Genomic DNA, 24,608 nt, shown 5'->3' on the forward strand with positions numbered 1-24,608 from the left:
TTGTCCAAAGCCCCGGCAACGGAACGCAAGACGGAAACGACCGCGCGACCGCGCGGGCTGGATTACTCTACCTTGCCTGGCGTTGCCGACGAAATGCTCGATACCAACGGTGAGGTGAGGCCGGTCTGGAAGACCCTGCTAGCCGCCCTGTCACGCATGTCGGAGCGGGAACTGCACGAGCGTTTTGCCCGCACCGACCGTTATCTGCGCGATGCCGGCGTGTTCTACCGCGACTACGGCAAGGGCAGCAGCGAAAGAAACTGGCCGATCTCACATATTCCTGTCCTGATCGACGACCGGGAATGGACGGTTCTTTCCGAAGGGCTGAAACAGCGCGCCAATCTTCTCGAAGCCATGGTTGCCGATTTTTACGGCGAGAACCGACTGGTGAAGGAAGGTTACGTGCCGCCAGCGCTGATCGCCTCCAATCCGGAATATCTGCGACCAATGGTCGGCGTGAAGCCGGCAAGTGGGCATTATCTGCATTTCTGTTCGTTTGAAATCGGCCGCGGGCCCGACGGCAACTGGTGGGTGCTGGCCGACCGCACACAGGCACCTTCCGGCGCGGGTTTTGCGCTTGAAAACCGGGTAGCCACCACCCGTGCGCTGTCCGATATCTACGCGGAAACCCATGTCCATCGTCTCGCCTCGTTTTTCGGCGCTTTCCGCGATGCACTGCAGGCGCACAGGAAACATCCCGACGAACGGATCGCCGTTCTGACGCCCGGACCCGCCAACGAGACCTATTTCGAACACGCCTATATCGCCCGTTATCTCGGTTTCATGTTGCTGGAAGGCGAGGACCTGACCGTCGTCAACGGTCGCGTCATGGTCAGAACCGTGGCCGGACTGAAACCGATCGGCGTGTTGTGGCGACGTCTCGACGCCTCCTATTCCGATCCGCTGGAACTCAACCAGCACTCCCATATCGGCACGCCCGGCATGGTGCAGGCGCTGCGCAATGAGGCGCTCACCGTCGTCAACGCGCTTGGCAGCGGCATTCTCGAAACGCGGGCGCTGCTCGCCTTCATGCCACGCGTCTGCCGCCACATTTTGGGCGAGGAACTGAAACTGCCCTCCATCGCCACCTGGTGGTGCGGACAGGAATCCGAACGCCGCCACGTTGCCGGCAATATTGAAGGCATGGTCATCGGCCCGGCCTATTCGCGGCTGCCTTTCTTTGATGATAACGGCCAATCCGTGCTCGGCTCCTCGTTGCGCGAAACGGCAAAGGAATCGATCAGCGACTGGCTTGCCTCCGACGGCCACAGGCTGGTGGGCCAGGAAGTGGTGAAGCTTTCAACCACCCCGGCCTATATCGACAACAAGCTCGTGCCACGGCCGATGAGCCTTCGTGTATTTGCCGCCCGTACCCAGGATGGCTGGCAGATCATGCCGGGCGGTTTTGCCCGCATCGGCAGCGGTGACGATGTGTCCGCCATCGCCATGCAATCTGGCGGCAGCGCGGCGGATGTCTGGATCGTCAGCGACAAACCCGTGGAACGCACCACGCTTCTGCCGGCGGAAGAAAGCTTTATCCGCAACATGCCGGGCAGCCTGCCCAGCAGGGCTGCAGACAATCTCTTCTGGCTCGGGCGTTATATCGAACGTTCGGAAGGCGCGCTGCGCATCCTGCGTGCCTGGCACGGACGTTATGCGGAATCCGCCGATCCGCGCCAGCCGCTGCTCGCCCATGTGACGGGTTATCTCGAAGCGCTCGATGTGGAGATGAACGATGCCGTGCCGGAAAGCCTGCTCAACAACATCAACAGCGCGCTCTATTCCGCCAGCAACATTCGCGACCGCTTTTCGCCGGACGGATGGCTGGCGCTGAACGATCTTGCCAAGACCGCCCGCCGTTTCCATGCCAAGGTGGCGCCGGGTGATGACGCCACCCATGCCATGACGATCCTGTTGCGCAAGCTTGCCGGTTTTGCCGGTCTTGTGCACGAAAACATGTATCGCTTCACCGGTTGGCGTTTCCTGTCGATCGGCCGTTATCTCGAACGCGGCCTGCATATGACGCGGCTTCTCGGCCATATGACCGGGCCGGATGCGCCCGATGGTTCCTATGACATGCTGCTTGAAATCGGCGACAGCGTCATGACCCATCGCCGCCGCTACAACGTCAATACAGCGGGTCTGACCGTAACCGATCTCCTGGCACTCGATCCGCTCAATCCCCGCTCGATCCTGTTTCAGCTGAACGAAATCCGCACCGAAGTGGAGCAGCTTCCGAATGCCTTCGTCAACGGCCAGATGTCGCCCTTCTATCGCGAGGCGATGCGTCTGCATTCCGGGCTCGCCGTGATGACGCCGGAAAACATGAACGGCGCAATCTATCGCCAGCTGGAAACCGACATGGAACATCTTTCCGATGTTCTGGCCCGCACCTATCTTGGATAATCCTATGCTTTACGATCTTTCCCTGCATATGGGTTACACCTACGACACGCCGGCCCACGGCGCGCGCCACATCATCCGCGTTCTGCCGCTCTCCATTCCCGGCCGGCAGCGGCTTGTTGCCGGTTCCATCGACGTTTCACCCACGCCCGAAGAACGGGTCGGTTTCGAGGATTTCTTTCACCAGTCGGCCACCTCGGTGCATCTGCGCGCGCCGCATGAGAAACTCGACATCCGCATGCAGGCACGCGTGATGGTGGAGGCACCGGCGCTGACGGCCGATTTTTCGCCCGAGCTTTCCCGCCTGCCACGCGAGCTTGCCGAGGTCTGGTCGCTCGATTTCCAGTCGCCGCACCATTTCGTCGGTACCAGTCCCAGAATAGGCTCGGACGCGGCGATATCGGCCTATGCCCGGGAGTTGCTGAAGCCGGGAATGACCATTCGCGAAATCGCATTGGCGACGTGCAAACGCATCCATGGGGATTTCACCTATGATGGCGAGGCGACGACAGTGGATACGACACCCTCGGAAGCTTTCAAGCTGAAGAGCGGCGTGTGCCAGGATTTTTCACATATCATGATCATGGCGCTGCGCAGCCTCGGCATTCCCGCCGGTTACGTCAGCGGCTTCCTGCGCACCATTCCCCCGCCAGGCAAGGAGCGGCTGGAAGGGGCCGATGCCATGCATGCCTGGGTCCGTATCTGGTGCGGCGAGGCAACCGGTTATCTGGAACTCGACCCAACAAACGATATCGTCGCCGGAAGCGACCACATCGTCGTTGGTTACGGGCGGGACTATTCCGATGTCGCGCCTGTTATCGGCGTCTTGAAGAGTTACGGCAACCAGCAGATAAAACAGGCCGTCGACGTCATTCCCGTCCAATAATGACACGATGTGTATTATTGCGACCCCCGCGCCAAACAATTCTTGAAAATACTTCGAAAACTGCGTCAATTTGAACGCTGTGTAAAATTGAACCGATCGCGTTAGCGGATTTTACATCGTTTGCGGGTTTCCTGCGCTCAGTAGAATATTCTAATCGGTGAGCCTCCAATGACCGTGCCCGCACCTCACAAATCCAAGCGCCGTTTCCTTGCCGATACCAGCGGTAATTTCGGCATGATGACGGCCATATTGCTGCCGGTGTTGCTGGGTGTCGCCGGTGCCGGCATGGAACTTGCGAATGTCATGCAGGTAAAAGCGGATATGCAGAATACTGCGGATTCTGCAGCACTCGCGGCCGCCACCGAAGCGCGTCTGAGAGAGGGCAAGCTCAGCGACGAACAGATCAAGGAAATTGCCAAGAACTTCATCGCGGCCCAGATGGAAAAGAATCTGACCGCGGAAGAAAAAATCGAACTGGAGAAGAATTCTCCAACCCGTGTCACGACCACGGAAAATGCACGCGGCAAGACCTACGCCGTTGAAACCACGATCAAACACCAGATACAGCTGAATCCGATGCTCGGTTTTATCGGGGCAAAAACACTCGACCTTTCGGTAACCGGCACCGCAAAAAGCACCATCAACAAGGGCGCACCTATCTCCATGTATCTCGCCCTCGACCGCTCGGGTTCGATGTCCTTCAAGACGGATACGGTCGATACGACCAAGACCTCGTGCCAGAACTATACGTCGGATAATTGGAGCAAGTATCCCAACCTGGCCAAGACATCGCCCTGCTATGTCAACAAGGCCGCATCGCTCAAGACCGCCGTCGGGTTCCTCGTCGCAACGTTGAACAAGGCTGATCCGACCTATACCGTAAACGGCGGTTCAGAACTCGTTCGCACGGGCGCCTCGGTCTATACGCACGAGACCTATGTGGCTCAGTCAATCGGCTGGGGTACGAGCGGCGTTACCAGCTATGTCGACAAACAGATCCCGGAATTTCCCTCCGGTGGCACCGATGCCCGCAGCAGCCTTAATGCCGCTTACAACGCCCTTAAAAAAGCCAATCCTGACGAAGCGAGATACCACAAAGAGAAGGGGAGTGAATCCTTCGAACGCTATATCGTCCTCATGACCGACGGTGAAATGACGGGAAATAGCGCCGCGTGGAATTCCAGCATCGACCAGTCGGTGCGCACCACCTGCGAGACTGCCAAGAAAGACGGCATCAAGATTTTCAGCGTCGCCTTCATGGCCCCGGACAAGGGCAAGTCACTGCTGCAATATTGCGCTTCCAGCGCCGATAATTATTACGCGCCCGAGAATATGGAGCAGATCGTCACCGCCTTTGGTGAAATCGCGCGCAAGGCCGCCGGCAGCATAGCCACGCTCACCAACTGACGGCAAAGGCCTGAACCGTCCTTTCCCCTGATTGTCTGGCTTCGGAGCGAAGCTTGTCCTCCCTGCATGGCTGGCAGGACAAGCACGGCAGGTGACAGCGGCAGCGGCCCGTGGCATAGGAGGGCCGCTCCATTCACAGGCCCTGTCATGATCCGCATCGAAAATATCAGCAAGTCGAACAGTCACCGCATTCTCTATATCGAGGCCTCCGCCGCGCTCAATCGTGGGGAAAAGATTGGCCTTGTCGGCCCGAACGGCGCCGGCAAGACCACGCTGTTCCGGATGATAACTGGGGAAGACCAGCCCGATGAAGGACAGGTCGTCGTCGAAAAGGGCATGACGGTCGGTTATTTCGATCAGGATGTCGGTGAAATGTCCGGCCACTCCGCCGTGGCCGAAGTCATGGAGGGTGCAGGCCCGGTCAGCGAAGTGGCAGCGGAACTTCGCGAGTTGGAAGCCGCCATGTCCGATCCCGACCGGATGGACGAGATGGACGCCATCATCGAACGTTACGGCGAAGTGCAGGCGCGATACGAAGAGCTGGACGGTTACGCGCTGGAAGGCCGCGCCCGTGAGGTGCTGGACGGGCTGAGCTTCAGCCAGGAAATGATGGACGGCGATGTTTCGAAACTGTCCGGCGGCTGGAAGATGCGCGTGGCGCTCGCCCGCATCCTGTTGATGCGCCCGGATGTGATGCTGCTCGACGAACCGTCGAACCATCTCGATCTCGAAAGCCTGATCTGGCTCGAAGACTTCCTGAAGAATTATGACGGCGCATTGCTCATGACCTCGCATGACCGCGAATTCATGAACCGCATCGTTACCAAGATCATCGAGATCGATGCCGGCAGCCTCACCACCTATTCCGGCGACTACGGTTTTTACGAACAGCAGCGGGCACAGAACGAAAAGCAGCAGCAGGCGCAATTCGAGCGCCAGCAGGCCATGCTCGCCAAGGAAATCAAGTTCATCGAACGTTTCAAGGCGCGCGCCTCGCATGCCTCGCAGGTGCAGAGCCGCGTCAAGAAACTTGAAAAGATCGACCGTGTCGAGCCGCCGAAACGGCGCCAGACGGTGGCTTTCGAGTTCGCCCCGGCACCCCGATCGGGGGAAGACGTCGTCGCGCTGAAGAAAGTCAACAAGGCCTATGGCAGCCGCACGATTTATGGCGAACTGGACTTCATGGTACGCCGCAAGGAACGCTGGTGCATCATGGGCGTCAACGGCGCCGGAAAATCGACCTTGCTGAAACTGGTGACCGGCACGACCGCGCCGGATTCCGGAAATGTCACCCTCGGCGCCAGCGTCAAGCTTGGTTATTTCGCCCAGCACGCCATGGATGTTCTTGACGGTGACAGCACCATTCTGGAATGGCTGGAGGAGCGTTTTCCGAAGGCGGGGCAGGCACCGCTGCGCGCCCTTTCCGGCTGTTTCGGTTTCTCGGGCGATGACGTGGAAAAACGCTGCCGTGTTCTTTCCGGTGGTGAAAAAGCCCGCCTCGTCATGGCGGCCATGCTGTTCGATCCGCCGAATTTCCTGGTGCTGGACGAACCGACGAACCATCTTGATCTCGACACCAAGGAAATGCTGATCAAGGCCCTGTCCGATTATGAAGGCACGATGCTGTTCGTTTCGCACGATCGCCATTTCCTGGCCGCGCTCTCGAACCGAGTGCTCGAACTGACGCCTGATGGTATCCATCAGTTTGGTGGCGGATATACCGAATATGTCGAAAGCACCGGACAGGAAGCACCGGGCCTTCGCAGCTAAGGTGCATGCAGGACACATCGCCCTGTAACGGCAGCTTTCGTTTCGAAACTGGAGAGACAGATGCGGATCGTGGTCTATAGCGCCAAACCCTATGACAGGCAGTTTCTTGACGAGGCCGCCAGGCCGGGCACGGACCTGCAATATTGCGAAGCCCGCCTGTCACCTGAAACGGTCGCTTTGGCGGATGGAGCGGTGGCGATCTGCGCCTTCGTTAATGACGATCTGTCGCGGCCGGTACTCGAGAAACTGGCGGGGATGGGCGTGCGGCTCGTTGCTCTCCGCTGCGCCGGGTTCAATCAGGTCGATCTCGCTGCTGCCGAAAAGCTTGGTCTCACCATTGCCCGCGTGCCGGCCTATTCACCCTATGCGGTCGCCGAACACACAATGGCGCTCATCCTGTCGCTCAACCGCAAGATTCACCGGGCCTATAACCGCGTCCGCGAAGGAAACTTCGCCCTTGATGGCCTGCTCGGCTTCGATCTGCATGGCAAGACGATGGGCATCGTCGGTACGGGCAAGATCGGCGCGATTTTCGCACGCATTGCGGCCGGCTTCGGCTGCCGTCTCATCGGTCACGATCTTCATCCCAATCCCGATTGCGAGGCGCTGGGCATGACCTATGGGACGCGGGAAGAGCTGTTCCGTACATCGGATATTGTCGCACTGATGTGTCCGCTCACGCGCGAGACCCGGCACCTCATTCGCAGGGAGACGTTGCCGCTTTTGAAAAAGGGCGTGATGCTCATCAATACCAGCCGCGGCGCCATCATCGACACTCCGGCCGCGATCACGGGTCTGAAGGACGGCACGATCGGCTCTCTCGGCATCGATGTCTATGAAGAGGAAGCCGATCTCTTTTTTGAAGATCTTTCCAATGACGTGCTGCGCGACGATGTCTTCGCGCGACTGCTGACTTTCCCCAATGTTCTTGTCACCGGCCATCAGGGTTTCTTCACGCAGGAAGCGCTGAAGAACATTGCGGACACGACGATCGGCAATATCGAGAGTTTTGTCGATACCGGCAAAGCCCTGCACGCCGTCTCCACGGAGCAGCTTGCCGGTGCAGTTTCGTAGCTGAGAACGGAGAAAATCGCCGGTGATAGAATTGCCCGGCCGCAATCCCCGGTATAGGTTTCAATCCATCTTTTTCGAGCTTTCAAAGCGGACCGGCCGAGCGACAGATGCAACTCAAAGACTGCTATAATTTCCACGATTTCCGCCGCATGGCCAAACAGCGCCTTCCCGGACCGATCTTCAATTACATAGACGGGGCGGCCGATGACGAGGTGACCTATCGTCGAAACACGGCCGCCTTCGAAAACTGCGATCTCGTTCCCGACGTGCTGCAGGGTGTGGCCGATGTGGATATGTCGGTCACGGTTATGGGGCAAAAGCTCGCGATGCCGGTCTATTGTTCCCCAACAGCGCTACAACGCCTCTTTCACCATCAGGGTGAGAAGGCGGTCGCGGCCGCCGCGGGGAAATTCGGCACCATGTTCGGCGTCTCCTCACTCGGCACCACCAGCCTCGAGGAAGCACGCCGGATCAGCGGTGGCCCACAGGTCTACCAATTCTATTTCCACAAAGATCGCGGCCTCAACCGCGATATGATGGCCCGGGCGAAAAGCGCCGGCGTCGAGACCATGATGCTGACGGTGGATAGCATCACCGGCGGGAACCGTGAACGTGACAAGCGCACCGGCTTTGCCATTCCCTTCAAGCTCAATCTTTCCGGTATCGCGCAATTTGCCATGAAGCCCGCCTGGGGTATCAATTACCTCACGCATGAGCGCTTCAGCCTGCCGCAACTCGACGACCATATTAAAATGGACGGCGGCGCCCTTTCCATCAGCCGTTATTTCACCGAGATGCTCGACCCTTCGATGAATTGGGACGATGTGGCGCTGATGGTGCGCGAATGGGGTGGGCCTTTCTGCCTGAAGGGGATCATGTCCGTGGACGACGCCCGCCGCGCGGTCGAGATTGGCTGCAGCGGTATCGTGCTTTCCAATCACGGTGGCCGTCAGCTCGATGGCTCCCGCAGCGCCTTCGACCAGTTGGCCGAAATTGTCGATGCGGTCGGCGACCGCATCGACGTGATGATGGACGGCGGCGTGCAGCGTGGCACCCACGTTCTGAAGGCGCTATCCCTCGGCGCAAAAGCCGTGGGCCTTGGCCGTTATTACCTTTTTCCGCTTGCAGCCGCCGGGCAGCCGGGTGTGGAACGTGCGCTGGAAACAATGCGGATCGAAATCGAGCGCGGGATGAAACTCATGGGCTGCACCACAGTCGATCAGCTCACGCGGCGAAATCTGCGCTTCCACTAAGTACACCGAACGGCAAGGGCGGCGTTCGGTCATAATCGACTGCTGGAACCGCACACCGTCTCCGCCGCGTTCCTTTGATTCTCCCGAAGCGCCATGCCGATATTCCAGGCGAGTGCCAGGCAGACAAGTCCGCAGAAAACGGCTGCGACACGTGAGCGGTGATGCTTGGCCCCGGAAATGAACATCCAGCCGATGATCGCATAGGCGACAAATGCCGGCGCGGCGGCAATCAGGACGGATATCGGCCCGTCGCAATCGACGGCATCGATACCCATCGCCCGATATTCATTCGGTGTTCCCACCAAGCCCAGAACCGCGATGGGAAACATGGCGGCCAAAACCGCGTAGCGGAAAAATCGAGGCGTATCGGGCATGTCTTCTCCATAGCCGGATAATAAACGCTCGCGAATACCGCGGGAGAGCTCCACGGTGCGACCTTGGAGAATATCCACCTTACTGAAAAGAGCGGTTTCACCGCCATTGTCAGTGTCCCGGCCAGCAGATTGCCCGCTTTTGCGCAGAAGGCCAGCTTTTTACGCCGGACGCAATCTTGGCAAGCCAGATGCAATATGGTTATAGTTGCAAGATGCAACCACAATGGATCGAACTTGACCGAACAATTTCCCCCCATAAACGACATTCGCTCCAACTCACGCCAGCTTGTCCGCGAGCTTGGTTTCATGGGGGGTGATTTTGCCGGCACCGATTTGCCGCCCTCGTCGGTGCATGCGCTGATCGAGATCGAGGCATGCCCCGGCATCACGGCAAAGGATCTTGGAAAGCTGTTGCGGCTTGAGAAATCGAGCGTCAGCCGCATGTTGCGCAAGCTCATCCTGTCCGGCGATATTGTCGAACAAACGGACGATGTGGATAGCCGCATCAAGCGGCTGCGTCTCACGGGACAGGGCCGGGAGAAGGTCAGTGGCATCAATGGCTTTGCGAACCGTCAAGTATCGGGCGCTCTGGCGCAACTGACGGCGACGGATGCTCACACCATTCTCGAAGGGCTTCGCCTTTATGCCGGTGCGCTGGGAGCGAGGACCGGCACGCCTGCTTCCACCGTCGACATCAAACAGGGATACAGGCCTGGCATTATTGCCCGTATCACGCAGATGCACGCGCTTTATTATGCGCGAACATCCGGCTTCGGCCAGCGTTTTGAATCCGTCGTGGCCGAAGGCCTCGCAGCTTTCTGCAACCGGCTTGAAAACCCGAGAAATGCGATCTGGGTCGCCATGCGCGGACAGGAAATCATCGGTTCTGTCGCCATCGACGGTGAAGATCTTGGAGCGGATATTGCCCATCTGCGCTGGTTCATCGTCGATGACGGCATCCGTGGCGGCGGTGTCGGACGCAGGCTACTCGCAACCGCCCTCGCCTTCGCCGACCAGGCGGGCTTTGCCGAAACCCATCTCTGGACATTCAACGGCCTTTTGGCCGCACGGCATCTTTACGAAACCCATGGTTTCACATGCACCGAGGAATATCCGGGCAGCCAATGGGGAAGCGAGGTTCTGGAACAGCGCTTTATCCGGCCACGCCCCGAATGACCCTCCAGAGGTGATAGCCGCCCGAATGGACCAGTCATTGGCTCGGAGGCGGCCGGGCGGCATACAGCATATCAGGCACTCTTGCGATATTTCTCCCTTAAGCGGTGATATGTATCCGCAATCACGCCCCCTGCGCCACGGCGGCAAAACCGCTGCCCGCCTCGCCGGCCCGCGCCGTTTCTACCCTAGCATTGAGCGCCAGCAAATTCCTCTGGAAGGCTATCACGCCGATCATCCCGATGATGCCGAATCTCGTTATTGCGGTAACCGCAACGCGCTCCAGAAGCTCCGCAACTGTCCGGTCAATTCCTGATAGAGTCCGTAACGCCGCCTGTAGTGCGAGACCCGCGCCGTATCCGGCTGATAGGAATTCTGAACCCGCGTCATCGCAGCAACGGCCTCCTCGTAGTTCGGGTAGAGCCCCGTCGCCACGGCTGCACCGAGCGCCGCACCGAGCGCGCCCGTTTCTCGGGCCTCGGCGACGCGAAGGGGAATCTCCAGAACATCCGCCATGATCTGCGGCCAGTGCTGACTGCGGGAACCGCCGCCGGACATGACCGCGCTTTCGACCGGCAGCCCCGCCTCTCTCAGGACGCCGATGTGGCGGCGGTGCTCGAAACACACGCCCTCGAACAGGGCGCGCACCATGTGGCCTTCACCATGCCAGCCGGCGAGACCATAAAACCCGCCACGAAACTCCGCTCCGAGCCGTGAGCCAAAGATGAACGGGTGAAAAAATGGATCGTCTGCGCGCGGCGTCACGGAACCGACCAGTTCGTTGCAGCGCTCAAAGGCATGGTCGCCATGGTCGGCGCGGACACGATGCACGTACCATTCCAGATTGGCGGCGGAGGTGGCGCTGGACTCGATATTGACATAGCGGTCGCGGCCGAAGGTCGTGACCATGAAGACATCGGGGCTGACGACCGGTTTGTCCGCAAACACCTGATTGATGCTCCAGGTACCGGCAATGACGGAGGCTTCACCCGGATTGATGACTCCCGAACCCATGGCACTCGAAACGACATCGAAGAAGCCGCCAATGACCGGCGTGCCTTCCGAAAGCCCGGTCAGGCCGGCAGCCTCCCGCGTCACCTGGCCGACAATGTCAGCCGATTCCACGCAACGGGGGAAGAACGCGAAGGCATCCTCAAGGCCATAGAGTGACAGAAGCTCGCGGTCGAGCAGCACTTCTGGCAGGGCAAGCAGCCCCGCGCCGCTGAGGTCGGAAATATCGTTGGCAAGGCAGCCCGTCAGGCGGAAATTGATGAAGTCCTTGCAGAACAGCACGGTGCTGGTCTGCGCATAGAGATCGAGCGCGTGCCGTTTCACCCAGGCGAGAAGCGTGGGCGTCTGCGCGGGCCAAGGGCGCTGCAGGCAACGCGCCTGCAGCAGGTCTCCGCTTTTCCGGTCAAGCTCGGCCGCCATATCGGCGGCGCGGCTATCGAGCGACTGGATGCCGAGCAGCGGCTGCTGTTCTTTATCCAGAAGATAGAGACCATTGCCATGGCCGGCACAGCCCACACCCGCAATGCTGTTAGGATCGACCGCCGATTTGACCAGAAGCTGGCGGATCGCCTCACAGCCGTTGCGCCACAATTCCTCGAGATCGCGCTCCACATAGCCGGGCTGTGGGTATGTCGAATGCCCGTCTATGGCGTGCTGGGCGATCTGCCGTCCCGCCGTGTCGAACAACACGGCCTTGATGACCGTGTTGCCGACATCGAGACCCAATATAAGATTTTTCTCAGCCACGATTATAGATATCCCATGCCTCTTCGCCGCTCGCACCCTGATGGATGATGGCCATCAAGGCCGCCACCACGGCCTTGGGATTGTCATGCTGGTAGATGTTGCGGCCATAGACCATCCCGTTCGCGCCCTCCGCCATCAAGGCCGCCGATTTTGCCAGCACATTGCGCAAGTCCTCACGTCCCCCGCCCCGCACCAGCACCGGGCAGCGCGCCGCCTCGATCACCCTGTGGAAATCCTGCGGGTTGCTGGTCGGGTCCGCCTTGATGATATCGGCTCCCATTTCCGAGGCAAGGCGTACCAGCGTGACGATCTTCTCTGCGTCGCCATCCACCTGGTAACCACCGCGCACATCGTTGGGCAGCATCACCAGCGGTTCGATCATCAGCGGCATGCCGAAACGATGGCAGTCGGCCCGCACCCGGCTGATATTTTCGACGCATTGGCGAAACAGTTCCGGCTCGTCGGGCAGCATGAACAGATTAACGACGACGCAGGCCGCATCCATTTCCAGCGCGCCGATGATCGGATCATGATAATTCTGGAGCTGCGACCACATGGTTCTGTGACGGGTGGAATTATAGGGATTTCCCATGTCAATGCGCATGACGAGAGCCGGCTTGTCGCGCTCCGATTTCTGCTGCAGCAGATCTGCCTGCCCGTAGGTCATCTGGATCGCATCGGGACCAGCCTTCACCAGCTTCTCGACCGTCTGCGCCATATCCTCCAGCCCGACAAGGAAGCTCGGCTCGTTGCAAACTCCGTGATCGATCGCCACATCAAGGCAGCCGCCATTGCGGAATAGCCGGTTCATGCGTGCCTTTTTCGAAATCCGCATCATCATGCATTCTCCTTGCATCTGTTTTGAAGCATTGCCGGGGTGACCCCGTAAAAAGTTTCCAGCTCCTGGGTGAGCTGCTGCCGTTCCACGGCGGCCCGGGTGGGTGTCCAGCCCAATTCGCGCGCGGCGACGCCGAGGATGGCGTCTATAAGATCGGCATCGATGAGACCGGCGATGGCGAGTGTCGTGCGCCGCAGAATGAGGTCCGTCAGGTGCCGCACATGTTCGCAGCGGATCAGCCAAAGGATTTCAGCGGCCGTTATCGGCGACTTTTGCGAAAGCGGCGCGTCATCCGGTCGTCCCCGGCAAAAGCCCATCAATTCGAAGGCACGGGAGCCATAAGCCAGGGCCAGATGCTGCGCCCGGCGCCGGTCGATTGAAAACTGTTCCGACAGCAAAGCGGGCAGGCGTCCTGCACCAGTGGGAAAATTCCTGCCGCCGCCGATCGGACGGTTCATCGTGCCGGTCAATCGCTTGCGCCCAAGAAAGGCCAGAACCTCATCGCTCACCTGTTCGCCGAAGGCCCTGAAGGTCGTCCACTTGCCGCCGATCATGCAAAGCTGCGGCGGATCGCCGGCGACACGGTGGATAAAATGGCTGCGGGAAATTCTCCCGGTAAAAGCGGCATCACTGCGCGGCAGCGGGCGTATGCCGCTGAAACTAAAGACAATGTCTGAATGATCGACGGTGATGTCCGGAAAGACCTGTCTGATCGCGTCCAGAATGTAATCCCGCTCATCGGGCTCGCATCGCACCCGCTCGGGGCGATCCACCTTGATGTCGGTCGACCCCGCGAGCACACGGCCGAGATAAGGAAAGAGAATACAAACGCGGTTATCCGCGTTCTCAAAGAAAATCATGTGACCGTTCAGCGCTTTGAGGAGCCCATCATTGGCAATGATGAGATGTGACCCCTTGGTGCCGGAGACCGTTGGTTTCTGCTTTTCCGCGGCCGGGCCGGCGGAAAGCGTGCCGATCGTTTCGTCGATCCATGCGCCCGTGGCATTCACGATGATGCGCGGCCGGATGGGCAGTGTTTCGTCCGTTTCCTCTGCCCGGATATGATATTCGTCGCCGTTGCGGACAAGCTCCGCATAGTTGAGCGCGATGCTTTGCGGCGCGTCGGCCGAGGTATCGATCAGCAATTCCAGTGCAAGCCGCTCCGGCTGGCTTATCCACGCATCGTAATAGGTGGCCGAATATCTGATGTCAGGCGTCAGGCCCGGCCAGCGCTTCAATGTCTTGCCGGCGCCGCGAAACTCGTGGCGGGGCAGGAGGCGGTTCTTCCGGGTAACGAAGTCATAGAGGGTAAGGCCCGCCTTGATGGCGAGCGCTCCCCGGCTAGCGGGTTTGCCGCCGGAGCCGAAAAACGTCGCCGCCGCGTTGAACAGGCCGCTGAACATCGAAAAAATCGGGATCGTCGTCGGCAGCGGCTGCACCATATGCGGCGCAAGCGTCAAAAGCGCATCGCGCTCGCGCAGGGATTCCGCCACGAGGCCGAATTCACCATTTTCGAGATAACGCAGGCCTCCATGGATCATGCGCGAGGGCGCTGCGCTACAGCCGGAGGAAAAATCATTGCGCTCGACCAGCAGCACCCGCAACCCCTGCAGGGCGAGATCGCGATAGGCGGCGATGCCGTTGATACCGCCACCGATGACGACGGCGTCGAAATCACCGTCGTGCCGAATACGGCTAAGAGCGTCCTCGCGAAAACTGGGCATAGGAATACCGTTCGCCGGCTAATGACCAGCGTCCCAATGGTGTTGATCGTTTAATGCGACGGGAAAGACGGGAGGCGAAAATTATGTGATGTTCGCCAGGAGCCCCGCCTTACCGGGATGTTTCAGCTATCGAGCCCGACAAGATGCTCGGCGACGCCAGCACTGATGAGGGCCAGTTCACTTTCCGTAAGCCGCAGGCGGGCGGCGGCGGCGTTTTCCACCGCCTGCGCCGGATCGCGCGCGCCGCACAGCGAAAATGTTATGCCCGGCTGGGCAATTGTCCAGGCAATCACCACCTGCGCGACCGACGCTCCATGCGCCGCCGCCAGCGGTTCCAGCACCGCCATCAACCGCGCGATCTTCTGACGGTTCACCTGGCTGAAACGGGGATTGCCATGGCGCTGATCATCCTCTGCAAACACCCGTTCCGGCCCGACCTTGCCCGACAGGAGGCCGAGCGCCAGCGACGAATAGCTAAGAACGGAGACAGAATTCTTCTGGCAAAGCGGGAGAAGCGTCTTCCCGATATCGCGCTTCACCATAGAATATTCTTCCTGAATGGCATCCAGCGCGCCGGTGGCAATATAGGCCTCCAGATCATCAGGCGAGACATTGCTTGCGCCGACGGAGCGGATTTTCCCCTCTTCCTTCAGCCGCGCCAAAGCCTCGACCGTCTCGGCAACGGGCGTCGTGGCGTCCTGCCAATGGGTGACGTAGTGGTCGATATAGTCGGTGCCGAGCCGCTTCAGGCTTTCTTCGACCTCGTAACGGATCGACGCAGCGCCGAGATAACGGTAAACGGGCTTGCCATCCTGATGGAAGAAATAGGCGCCCTCGTTCACATGCCAGACGAGACCACATTTAGTGACCAGCACCACCTTGTCGCGCCGGCCGGCAATCGCCTTGCCGACGATGGTTTCCGCAAGCCCCATGCCATAGGCCGGGGCGGTATCGATCAGGGAAATGCCGGCATCAATGGAGGCCTGGATGGCGGCGATGGATTGCCGCTCATCGGTGCCGCCCCACATCCAGCCGCCAATGGCCCAGGTGCCCAACCCCACGGCGGATGCGCTGATGCCGCTGCCGCCGATCGTCCGGGTCAATATTGCGTTCTCCGTCACGACGTTTCCCCTTCCCCTTGATTCAATAAATAACTGGCAATCGCCTCATCCACGACGAGCGAGGTCAGATAACGGCCGGCCAGCGTGGCCGCCACCGGTCCGGCCTTGATGGCGCCAGCCGCCACGCCGATAATGTTCGGGCACCGGGCAAGCTGCCGGGGGTCCAGCGCGACCACGCGTGAGTTGAGATCGATCCGCGCCAGTTGCCCGTCCGCCATGGTGAGATGGGCGAGGAATTCACCGGCAATGCCCACATCCATCAGCGCCTGCCCGCCACGGGCCGCATCCGGCAGAAGATCGTAATAACCGGAGCCCGGCGCCTCCACCGAGCCAATGCCGACCAGCGCCACCTGCGCCTGCCGCGCTAAGTCGAACACTTCGCGGATCGACGCGACATTCATCAGCAGATCGCGCTGTTCCTCATCCTCTGCAAAGAGCGGCGCATGCAGGAGCGAGGCACTGCCGCCGAGCTTTTCCGCAAGCTGCGTGGCGAGATGATTGACATCGGTATAATGCTTGCCCTGCACGCCGCCGGTCAGCGGCACCACCCGCACGTCGAAGCGCCGCTCCGCCTCCAGATTATCAACGACAGCGCTGACCGCCTTGCCGCCGGTAATCGCGATCACATCGCCATCCCGGATTGTCTCCAGTAAATGGTTCGCCGCCACCCGGCCAACCATCTGCAAGACGGTTTCCGGATTGTCGGACACCGTTGGCGTCACCACCGACTGCGTGAGGCCAAAACGGCGGCTGATCTCGTTTTCGAGGTCCACCAGCCGCTGATAGGGACTGGCGATGGTGATCTTCACCATGCCCGCCTTGCGGCCCGCCGCGATCATGCGGTTCACCTTGGTATGGGAAAGATTCATCCGCTCGGCGATCTCCGACTGCTTCACCCCCTCGATGAAATGCAGCACCAGGACGGAATACATCTGCCGCTGTTGGTCGAAATCGTCCTTGATATCCAGCATGATCGTCTTTCTCCAGTTACCCTCGGGTGCACGAAGGGCGCTCAACGGCGGCGCCTGACCAGATAGTGGTCGAACAGAACCGCAGCCAGCAATATGCTTCCCCTGATGATGTCCTGCCAGTAGACAGACACGTTGAGCAAGGCAAGCGAGCTGGAAACGACGGACAAAAGGATCGCGCCGAGGATGGCACCCAGAATGGTGCCCGAGCCGCCGGAAAGGCTCGCGCCGCCGATGACCGCCGCTGCAATGACATTCAGCTCCATACCGACGCCGAAGCTTGGCTGGGCGGACCCGAAGCGGGCCATGTAGATGACGCCGGCAACGCCGCACAACATCGAGCAAAGCGTGGTCGTGGCAAACACCACCCGGCCAACGCGAATGCCGGAATAGGCCGCTGCCTTGGGATTGCTGCCGGTATAGAACACCTTGCGGAAGGCGGTCGTGCGCCGCAGCAGCAGGTCGAAGACAACGACCACAACCAAGAAGATGATGAGCACCAGCGGAATGCCGCCCAACGCACCCTGGCCGATGAACTTGAATTCCGGTGGCAGGGAATAGAGCCCCAGCGGCCGCCCGCCGGTTGCCAGAAGGCAAACACCGCGCGCAATCACCATGACGCCAAGTGAAACGATGAAATGATGCAGGCCGACGACGGTGGTCAAAAATCCCATTGCCATGCCGACCAATGTCGTGAGGCAGATTGCAAGACCTGCCGCGACCCAGGGATCGACACCGTTGAGGAACAGCCAGCCGGCCGCCACCATCGCAAGTGCTGTAACGGACCCCACGGAAAGATCGATACCACCCGAGATCAACAGGATCGTCATGCCCACCACGACGATACTTTCGATGGCGAAGACCATGGCCATGGCCCGCAGATTGTCCACCGTTAGGAAGTAGGGCGATATGAAAGACATCACTGTAAAAAGGGCGAGAATGATGACGATCAGCCCGGTTTCGCGCGCCTTGATCGCCGGCTCCCACCAGGCCGTGCGGCGAACTGCCGTCTCGGCAAGGCTTGAAGGTGTTTCCGATGTTGCCATTTTCCCGCTCCCTCAGGCTTCCGCCGCATTCTGCATGATAGTGATCGATGCGAGCTGCATGATCTTTTCCTCCGTCATGTCGTCCCCCTCGACCTCGCCGGTGATGCGCCCCTCGCGCACGACAAGCACACGATCGCTGACACCGATGAGTTCCGGCAGCTCCGAGGAGATGACAACCACGCCAACCCCTTGACGCGCCAGCTCCCGGATCTGACGGTGGATTTCCGCCTTGGCGCCCACATCCACCCCGCGGGTTGGCTCATCCAGAAAGATGACCTCGGGTTCCACCGACAGCATCTTGGCCAGCGCCACCTTCTGCTGGTTGCCGCCGCTCAAGGTCGATACCGCGTCACCGACGCTGTTCGCCCGCAGTTTCAGCCGGCGTCCCAACTCATCGGCACGCTTCATTTCCTTGCGCCGCTGGATGAAACCCATGCCGTTCGATATCCTGCCAATATCGAGCGCCGAGACATTGGTGGCGATGGACATGTTGAGGAACAATCCGTCGCCCTTGCGGTCCTCGGAGAGATAAACGATCCCCTCGCGGATGCTGTCGCGATAATCCCTGAGCTTCAGCGACCGGCCGCGCAGCACAACCTCGCCTTTCGGTTTTCCTTCCAGCCGGCAGACGGCCCGCGCAATCTCGCTGCGGCCCGCGCCGATCAGCCCGGCAAACCCTAGGATTTCGCCGCGACGCAGATCGAAATCCACGTCGAAAACACGCTTTCCTTCGTTCAGTCCCCGAACCGAAAGAATGACCTCATTGGATTTTTCGTCATCCGCCAGTTTCGGTGGATAGAGCTTGTCGAGCACCCGGCCCACCATGCTGTTGACGACCTCTTCCGGGGAAATGTCGGCAATATTTTCCGTCCTGATATGGCAACCGTCGCGCATGACTGTGATGCGGTCGCAATGTTCGAAAATCTCCGCCATACGGTGGGAGATATAGATGATGGCGATGCCGCGCGCCGCCAGCCGACGCATGATCTTGAAAAGTGTCTGGGCCTCGGTCTCGGTCAGCGCCGCCGTCGGCTCATCGAGGATCAGGATACGGCAATCGAGCGTCAGCGCCTTGGCGATCTCGACGATCTGCTGCTGCGAAATCGACAGGTCGCCGGCGCGGTGGGTGGGATCGATATCGCCGATCTCCCGCAGCACCGTTGCCGCCCGTTTTTCCAGATCGCGATAATTCATGAACCAGGAGCGGCTCTGGCCGGTCTCCGACATGTACATGTTTTCAGCGACCGAAATCTCCGGGCAGAGCGCGATCTCCTGATGCACGAAACCGATGCCCAGCCTGTTCGCCGCATTCGGCGAAGATATGCGAACCGGTTTGCCATCCAGCAGGATTTCACCGCCATCCGGCTGCAGAATGCCGTCGATAATGTGCATCAGCGTCGACTTGCCCGCACCGTTTTCACCGGCGAGCGCGTGGATTTCGCCGCGCTGCAGTTCAAGTGCGGCACTCCGCAATGCCCGCACAGGCCCGAACGCCTTGTGAATATTCGTCATGCTGAGAATGACCTCACCCATAACGCCCTCCCGAACCTGCTTCCCTCGTGACCGGCGAGGCCAAAACCTCGCCGGTTTTTTAAGAGCGACGCCTCAGCGTCCTTTCATATACTCATTGAGATCGAAGGAAGCGGCGTTGGCCTTGGTGATGACGGCGAAACCATTATCCATCGACGGTACCTGCATCGGGTTGAAGCCGGAGACCTTATAGTCGTTGAACGGATCGATCAGGTCCGAATGGGCGCCCAGAAACGTGTTCATGAAACCCATGAAGCCCTGAACCCCCTGATTGGGATTGATGGACATATAGATATTGCCCTGCTTGATATGTTCCAGCGTTGCCGGCGTAATATCCGCGTGCAGGATCAGGACCTTCTTTTTCGCTTCCAGAACCGCAGTCGTCGCACCTTCGGCGGAGCCGGCCTCGGGAATCCAGAGCGCGCCCAGATTAGGGTTTGCCTGCAGGAGAGCGCCGACCGCCTGATAGGCGACATTGGCGTCCTGGTTCGTCGCCTGCCGGCCGACCAGCTTCATTTGAGGATAGGTGCGCCCCATATAATCGACGAGGGCGGTGACGCGCAGATCGTGATTGCTCTGGCCCGGATTTTCCAGAACGGCATATTCACCCTTTTCGCCGAGCTTTTTGACGATTTCATCGGCCGCAAATTTCGCCTCGGCAACATTATCAGAAGTGATATAGGCGGTGCGCTTCGACTTTGGAGAATCCGCCGCGAAAGTCGTCACGGAAACACCTGATGCAATGGCCTTGTTGATGGGCTCGATGAAGGGATCGGCCTGCATCGGGTGCAGCAGAATGCCTTTCGGTTTCTTCACCAGTTCCTGCTCGAAGGACGCGATCTGCTTGGTGATGTCATATTCCGGCGTACCGGTGAAGACGGCCTCGCAGCCCAGCGCCTTGGCGGCCTGCTTGAACCCCTCGAAGACCGGCACCCAATAGGGGTGGCTGGAAACCATGACATTCATCACATAGGTTTCACCCGGCTCGCAGGCGAATTTACCTGCAGCGGTGGCCGGCGCTGTTGCAGCAGCGCTCATCGCCACGGCCAGAACTCCCGCAGCAGCAGTCGATTTCAGAAAAGCCAACATAATCCCCTCCCAAGGATAAAGACTTAATCGCAATAAATTTTGACGTTTGCAATTTATTGCATGTCGCTTGAGGTAGCCTGAAAAACCGACCGCGTCAACAGCTTTGAATTTTATTTTGATTTATGAAATTTATTGCAGAACGATACGGAACGCAACCAGCTACCCGCCACAGACACTGGCCGACGGAAATGACGATATGCGCAATCGGTGACTGAATAGCTCAGGGGATATGAAGTCTGGGTTATGGCTGAACCAGAAACGAAGAAAGGGTTTCCGATTGCTCAGAAACCCTTTTCTTGAATTCGGATGGTGGGCGTGACAGGGATTGAACCTGTGACCCCTACGATGTCAACGTAGTGCTCTCCCGCTGAGCTACACGCCCTCCGTGGCGGCGGATAGACCACAAAACCGGTTCATGCGTCAACTGCTTTTTTTCGGTTTTGTGAAGGTTTTTTGAGAGGCCTTATGCCACAAGGAGTTTGTTCACTTCATCCACGAGATCGCGCAGATGGAACGGCTTGGAAAGCACCTTGGCATCCTTTGGAGCCTTCGAATCGGCGTTGAGCGCAACGGCTGCGAAGCCGGTGATGAACATCACCTTCAGGTCCGGGTCGAGTTCGGTGGCGCGCCGCGCAAGCTCGATGCCGTCCATTTCAGGCATGACGATATCGGTCAGCAGCAGCGAAAAAGGCTCTTCGCGAAGCCGGTCATAGGCGCTGGCGCCATTGTCGAAGGAAGAAACCTTGTAACCGGCTTTTTCCAGCGCTTTCACGAGAAAGCGGCGCATATCGTTGTCGTCTTCAGCGAGAAGAATTTTCTGATTCATCATAAGTGACCGTAACTGCTCAATGTTTGGAATATCCTAGCCCGATTATAGGATTTTCACGGTAAATATCCTGTGAACGCGTGAATCGGTATAGCGCTGTTTGGGCGATAGTATGGACTTGACGCACCGTAACTGGCAACATGAACATCCTGATAGTTTGCGACATGGTAAATAGCACTGAATGGACTGGGTGACGGGTGAATATGAGCTGTTCGAAGTAACGGAACCTGCCGTTCAAACCCTGCCATTTGTCTATAATTCCCCACATAGCGGCCGCTGTTATCCCATCTCCTTCCTGGAATCGGCACGGCTCGATTCGCATGAGATCCGCCGCTCCGAGGATCATTTCGTCGATGAGCTGTTCGCCGCAGCGCCCGAGATCGGCGCGCCGCTTCTGAAGGCCAATTTTCCGCGGGCCTATCTTGACGTCAATCGCGAGCCTTATGAGCTCGATCCCCGCATGTTCGAGGGCACGTTGCCGCCTTATGCCAATATCGGCTCCATGCGGGTCGCAGGCGGTCTCGGAACCGTGCCGCGGATCGTTGCGGAGAATATGGATATCTATGCCCACCGCCTGCCGGTGGACGAAGCGTTGGCGCGGATCGAGACGATCTACAAGCCCTATCACGCCTGCCTGCGCCGGCTGCTTTCTCGCACCCATGCCCATTTCGGCATGGCGGTGTTGATCGATTGTCATTCCATGCCCGGCAATATCCGCGTCGCCGGATCGAACCTGAAGCCCGATGTGATTATCGGCGATCGCTACGGCACCAGCGCTTCCCAGGAAGTATCCCGCGCCGCCCTGCATTTTCTGGAGGAACTGGGTTTCGTCGCGGTCTGCAACAAGCCCTATGCCGGCGGCTTCATCACCGAGCATTATGGCCGGCCGATCCGTTCGCTGCATGCGTTGCAGATCGAGGTCAACCGGGCGCTTTACGTGGATGAAAAGACGCTTTTGAAAAAAGCCGATTTCCCCGCCATTCAGGCATCGCTTGAAATCTTCATGCGCCAGCTCGGCGCCTTCGTTTCAGAATACGCGATCGAAACCTCACTCGCCGCCGAATAGCACCCCGAATTATCCGCTATTTCAATACCTTCCCTGGATTGTCTGGCCGCGCGCCGGGCAAAAAAAACCGCGCCTGAGCGCGGTCAAGTCTAGGGAGGAAACACCCAAGGAGGGTATTTACAGTCAAAGACTGCAGGGTCACGCTACGCAGTAACTGCACAATTGTCAATCATTTTATTTTTTGCATATTTTTTAGGCTTATGCCGAAAATATGGAAACGCGGGCTCCGGTATCCGTATGAGTGGACGGCGGATGTGATTCCAGTCTATGCATTGCCCACAGAATTCAGGCCACCATTCCACGCGATGAGGTTTCGCATGCTGCCCGACCGGGATTTCTTCTTCAAACTTGCCGATGCCGCCAGCGCCGAGACGCTTCCCCGCTTCCGCACGGGCATTGCCGTCATCAACAAGCAGGATGGTGGTTATGATCCGGTGACGGAAGGCGATCAGGCAGCGGAAACCGCCATTCGCGCGCTCATCGAAGAACGGTTTCCACAGCACGGCATTCTTGGTGAAGAACACGGCAATGTCGGCCTCGACCGCGACCATATCTGGGTCATCGACCCGATCGACGGCACCCGCGCCTTTATTTCCGGCGTACCGGTCTGGGGCACGCTGATCGGCTTCCAGTCGTCCGGCCGCGCCACGATGGGCATCATGGACCAGCCCTTTACGAAAGAGCGTTATTTCGCCGATGGCAAAGCCGCCTGGTATTTCGGACCCGACGGTGAAAAGAAAATCCGCACGCGCGATTGCGCATCTCTGTCGGATGCGGTGCTGTTCACCACCACCCCGCATATCTTCACCGCGGAAGAAAAGCCCCTTTATGAAAAGGTGCAGGATCAGGTCCGCCTTTTCCGTTACGGCGTGGATTGTTACGCCTATTGCCTGCTCGCGGCTGGCCATGTCGATCTGGTGATCGAATCCGGACTGAAGCCCTATGATGTCGGTGCGTTGATCCCGGTGATCGAACAGGCCGGCGGCACCATGACCACCTGGGATGGCGGGCGCCCGGAAAATGGCGGGCGCATTCTGGCCGCCGGTTCCAAGGCTGTGCACGAAGAAGCGCTTGCCATTCTCTCGAAACTCTAGGCCGGTTGGCTCAAGCGGCCATCACTCCGGCGCGAAAAACGCGTCGATGGCCGCCAGCGCCTGTTTGCGGAAAACGTCGCGCTCATGCAGCAATTCGTGGCGCGCGCCGGTTATCGGAAGAAGCTGTGCTGCCCGGAAATTGCGCGAAAGCTCTTCCTGCGCCTTATAGGGCGTAATCGTATCCAGCATCGGCGCCAGAATGAGGGTCGGAACGGTGATGTTCGTCAGGTGATCCTGGCGGGTCACTCGCCCCATGGTCTTCAGCGCTTCATAGACCCAGCGCGCCGTCGGCGCGCCGATGAACAGTTCCGGAAACTGTCGGTGCAGGGTCAGATTCCTTGCAAAACGTCTGGCGTCCGAGGTCAATGGATTGCCGTCGAAATCCCGCTCGCGCTGGTCCCTGCCGAGCTGAACCCTGCCCAGGCCGACAAGGCTCAAGGCCGTCGCAACCAGCCGGATGACGGACCGTGGAACCGATTGCTGACTATCCAGCTCGATGAAAGGCGAACACAGCGCCAGACGGTCGATCCGGTTCGACAGGCCGGGCGCGGCCGCGAGGGCCGCAAGCGCGCCGGTGGAATGGGCGATCATGAAGAAGGGCAGCCGCGTATCCGGCAGGACAACCTGCTCGAGAAACAGGCTGATATCGCGCTGATAATCGGAAAAGCGCCGCACATGCCCGACGCCGGGCTTTTTCAGGAGCCTTTCGGAACCGCCCTGCCCGCGCGTGTCGAATGTCGCGACCCAGAAGCCCATGGCCGTCAGATCGGCGACCGTTTCGAAATATTTCTCGATACATTCGTTCCTGCCGTGCAGCAGAACCACTGTTCCGCGGGCAATGGAGCGGGTGGCGCGAAAGATCGCATAACGAAGCTGTTTGCCGCCGTGGCCGGTAAAATATCCGACGGTCTGGTTGCCGGGAACCGGGTTGTCTTCACTGGCGCGCAATGTGGCTTCGATCATCGGTCTTTTCCGGCTTTTCTGCCCTTTCGGGATAGGTCGGCGGCGCGGGAAGGTCAAAGAAAAAATTGCCGGAACCGTCGGTTAAAGCAGTCGCGGTTCCGGCGAATAAGACAGAAGAAGAAGGGACGTTATTGCTTCTGCCGACGGAGAATGCCTCCGATGACCGCAGTTTTATGGCTCTCAAACTGAACGATGCCGGAACCGGATGTTCAGCCATGGTTCATGTTGCCCTCGTCTTTTCGTGC

At 59.1% G+C, this 24,608-nt stretch carries 21 protein-coding genes, 1 tRNA gene and 1 pseudogene; 9 read left to right on the forward strand and 14 right to left on the reverse strand.

Annotated elements, in window-relative coordinates; genetic code table 11:
* The 6 genes from ATU_RS17990 (at position 1) to ATU_RS18015 (ending at position 8,793) form a co-directional block, all read left to right on the forward strand.
* Positions 1 to 2,406, forward strand: a complete 2,406-nt coding sequence (locus ATU_RS17990) for a circularly permuted type 2 ATP-grasp protein (RefSeq protein WP_006313465.1) — start codon at positions 1 to 3, stop codon at positions 2,404 to 2,406.
* A gap of 4 nt (positions 2,407 to 2,410) precedes the next feature.
* Positions 2,411 to 3,289 (forward strand): transglutaminase family protein, encoded by an 879-nt coding sequence (locus ATU_RS17995; protein WP_010973387.1) that lies wholly within the window; start codon positions 2,411 to 2,413, stop codon positions 3,287 to 3,289.
* 168 nt (positions 3,290 to 3,457) lie between these two features.
* Positions 3,458 to 4,696 carry a vWA domain-containing protein gene (locus ATU_RS18000; protein ID WP_010973388.1) on the forward strand — a complete coding sequence of 413 codons (1,239 nt, stop codon included), beginning with the start codon at positions 3,458 to 3,460 and terminating at the stop codon, positions 4,694 to 4,696.
* 147 nt (positions 4,697 to 4,843) lie between these two features.
* A complete protein-coding gene (locus ATU_RS18005; protein ID WP_010973389.1) occupies positions 4,844 to 6,466 on the forward strand; it encodes an ABC-F family ATP-binding cassette domain-containing protein in 1,623 nt (540 codons plus the stop codon).
* Between the two features lie 60 nt (positions 6,467 to 6,526).
* Entirely contained in the window at positions 6,527 to 7,540 is a 1,014-nt protein-coding gene (locus ATU_RS18010) for a 2-hydroxyacid dehydrogenase (protein WP_010973390.1), read from the forward strand.
* Between the two features lie 107 nt (positions 7,541 to 7,647).
* Entirely contained in the window at positions 7,648 to 8,793 is a 1,146-nt protein-coding gene (locus ATU_RS18015) for an alpha-hydroxy acid oxidase (protein WP_010973391.1), read from the forward strand.
* A gap of 29 nt (positions 8,794 to 8,822) precedes the next feature.
* Here ATU_RS18015 and ATU_RS18020 read toward each other — a convergent pair whose 3' ends face one another.
* Positions 8,823 to 9,221, reverse strand: coding sequence for a hypothetical protein (locus tag ATU_RS18020; protein ID WP_236762307.1), 399 nt, complete (start codon positions 9,219 to 9,221; stop codon positions 8,823 to 8,825).
* A 141-nt stretch (positions 9,222 to 9,362) separates the two neighbouring features.
* On the opposite strand from ATU_RS18020, the gene ATU_RS18025 reads away from it, so the two are divergent.
* Complete coding sequence (locus ATU_RS18025; protein WP_010973393.1) at positions 9,363 to 10,343, forward strand: bifunctional helix-turn-helix transcriptional regulator/GNAT family N-acetyltransferase; 981 nt, start codon at positions 9,363 to 9,365, stop codon at positions 10,341 to 10,343.
* A gap of 130 nt (positions 10,344 to 10,473) precedes the next feature.
* Here ATU_RS18025 and ATU_RS26685 read toward each other — a convergent pair.
* The 11 genes and pseudogenes from ATU_RS26685 to cpdR all read right to left on the reverse strand — a co-directional run.
* Positions 10,474 to 10,590 (reverse strand): annotated as a pseudogene (locus ATU_RS26685) (methyl-accepting chemotaxis protein); the annotation flags it as partial.
* A gap of 8 nt (positions 10,591 to 10,598) precedes the next feature.
* Complete coding sequence (locus tag ATU_RS26690; RefSeq protein ID WP_035256905.1) at positions 10,599 to 12,098, reverse strand: FGGY-family carbohydrate kinase; 1,500 nt, start codon at positions 12,096 to 12,098, stop codon at positions 10,599 to 10,601.
* Complete coding sequence (locus tag ATU_RS18040; RefSeq protein ID WP_010973395.1) at positions 12,091 to 12,933, reverse strand: class I fructose-bisphosphate aldolase; 843 nt, start codon at positions 12,931 to 12,933, stop codon at positions 12,091 to 12,093. The genes ATU_RS26690 and ATU_RS18040 overlap by 8 nt, the downstream gene beginning before the upstream one ends.
* Before the next feature lie 2 nt (positions 12,934 to 12,935).
* The gene (locus tag ATU_RS18045; RefSeq protein WP_010973396.1) at positions 12,936 to 14,660 is read right to left on the reverse strand and encodes a glycerol-3-phosphate dehydrogenase/oxidase; all 1,725 of its coding nucleotides are present in this window, start codon (positions 14,658 to 14,660) and stop codon (positions 12,936 to 12,938) included.
* A gap of 122 nt (positions 14,661 to 14,782) precedes the next feature.
* Positions 14,783 to 15,781 (reverse strand): aldo/keto reductase, encoded by a 999-nt coding sequence (locus tag ATU_RS18050; RefSeq protein ID WP_010973397.1) that lies wholly within the window; start codon positions 15,779 to 15,781, stop codon positions 14,783 to 14,785.
* Positions 15,778 to 16,752, reverse strand: a complete 975-nt coding sequence (locus ATU_RS18055) for a sugar-binding transcriptional regulator (protein WP_006312892.1) — start codon at positions 16,750 to 16,752, stop codon at positions 15,778 to 15,780. Before ATU_RS18055 ends, ATU_RS18050 begins: the two co-directional genes overlap by 4 nt.
* 41 nt (positions 16,753 to 16,793) lie before the next feature.
* Positions 16,794 to 17,795 carry an ABC transporter permease gene (locus tag ATU_RS18060; protein ID WP_010973399.1) on the reverse strand — a complete coding sequence of 334 codons (1,002 nt, stop codon included), beginning with the start codon at positions 17,793 to 17,795 and terminating at the stop codon, positions 16,794 to 16,796.
* Positions 17,796 to 17,807: 12 nt separating this feature from the next.
* Positions 17,808 to 19,328, reverse strand: a complete 1,521-nt coding sequence (locus ATU_RS18065) for a sugar ABC transporter ATP-binding protein (RefSeq protein WP_010973400.1) — start codon at positions 19,326 to 19,328, stop codon at positions 17,808 to 17,810.
* Positions 19,329 to 19,400: 72 nt separating this feature from the next.
* A complete protein-coding gene (locus ATU_RS18070) occupies positions 19,401 to 20,414 on the reverse strand; it encodes a substrate-binding domain-containing protein (RefSeq protein ID WP_006312895.1) in 1,014 nt (337 codons plus the stop codon).
* Between the two features lie 307 nt (positions 20,415 to 20,721).
* A tRNA-Val gene (locus ATU_RS18075) sits at positions 20,722 to 20,796 on the reverse strand.
* Positions 20,797 to 20,877: 81 nt separating this feature from the next.
* Positions 20,878 to 21,240: a cell cycle two-component system response regulator CpdR gene (gene cpdR, locus ATU_RS18080; RefSeq protein ID WP_003497910.1), complete on the reverse strand. Its 363-nt coding sequence runs from the start codon at positions 21,238 to 21,240 to the stop codon at positions 20,878 to 20,880.
* Between the two features lie 181 nt (positions 21,241 to 21,421).
* On the opposite strand from cpdR, the gene ATU_RS18085 reads away from it, so the two are divergent.
* Together ATU_RS18085 and hisN are read left to right on the forward strand one after the other, a co-directional pair.
* A complete protein-coding gene (locus ATU_RS18085; protein WP_006312898.1) occupies positions 21,422 to 22,306 on the forward strand; it encodes an N-formylglutamate amidohydrolase in 885 nt (294 codons plus the stop codon).
* A 317-nt stretch (positions 22,307 to 22,623) separates the two neighbouring features.
* Positions 22,624 to 23,400 carry a histidinol-phosphatase gene (gene hisN, locus ATU_RS18090; protein ID WP_010973401.1) on the forward strand — a complete coding sequence of 259 codons (777 nt, stop codon included), beginning with the start codon at positions 22,624 to 22,626 and terminating at the stop codon, positions 23,398 to 23,400.
* Between the two features lie 21 nt (positions 23,401 to 23,421).
* Here the strand turns inward: hisN and ATU_RS18095 are convergent, their stop codons facing one another.
* Complete coding sequence (locus ATU_RS18095) at positions 23,422 to 24,363, reverse strand: alpha/beta fold hydrolase (protein ID WP_010973402.1); 942 nt, start codon at positions 24,361 to 24,363, stop codon at positions 23,422 to 23,424.
* Positions 24,335 to 24,580, reverse strand: a complete 246-nt coding sequence (locus ATU_RS18100; RefSeq protein WP_035256902.1) for a hypothetical protein — start codon at positions 24,578 to 24,580, stop codon at positions 24,335 to 24,337. Before ATU_RS18100 ends, ATU_RS18095 begins: the two co-directional genes overlap by 29 nt.
* Between the last annotated feature and the right edge of the window lie 28 nt (positions 24,581 to 24,608).

The organism is Agrobacterium fabrum str. C58 (genome assembly GCF_000092025.1).
GTDB classification, from domain to species: domain Bacteria; phylum Pseudomonadota; class Alphaproteobacteria; order Rhizobiales; family Rhizobiaceae; genus Agrobacterium; species Agrobacterium fabrum.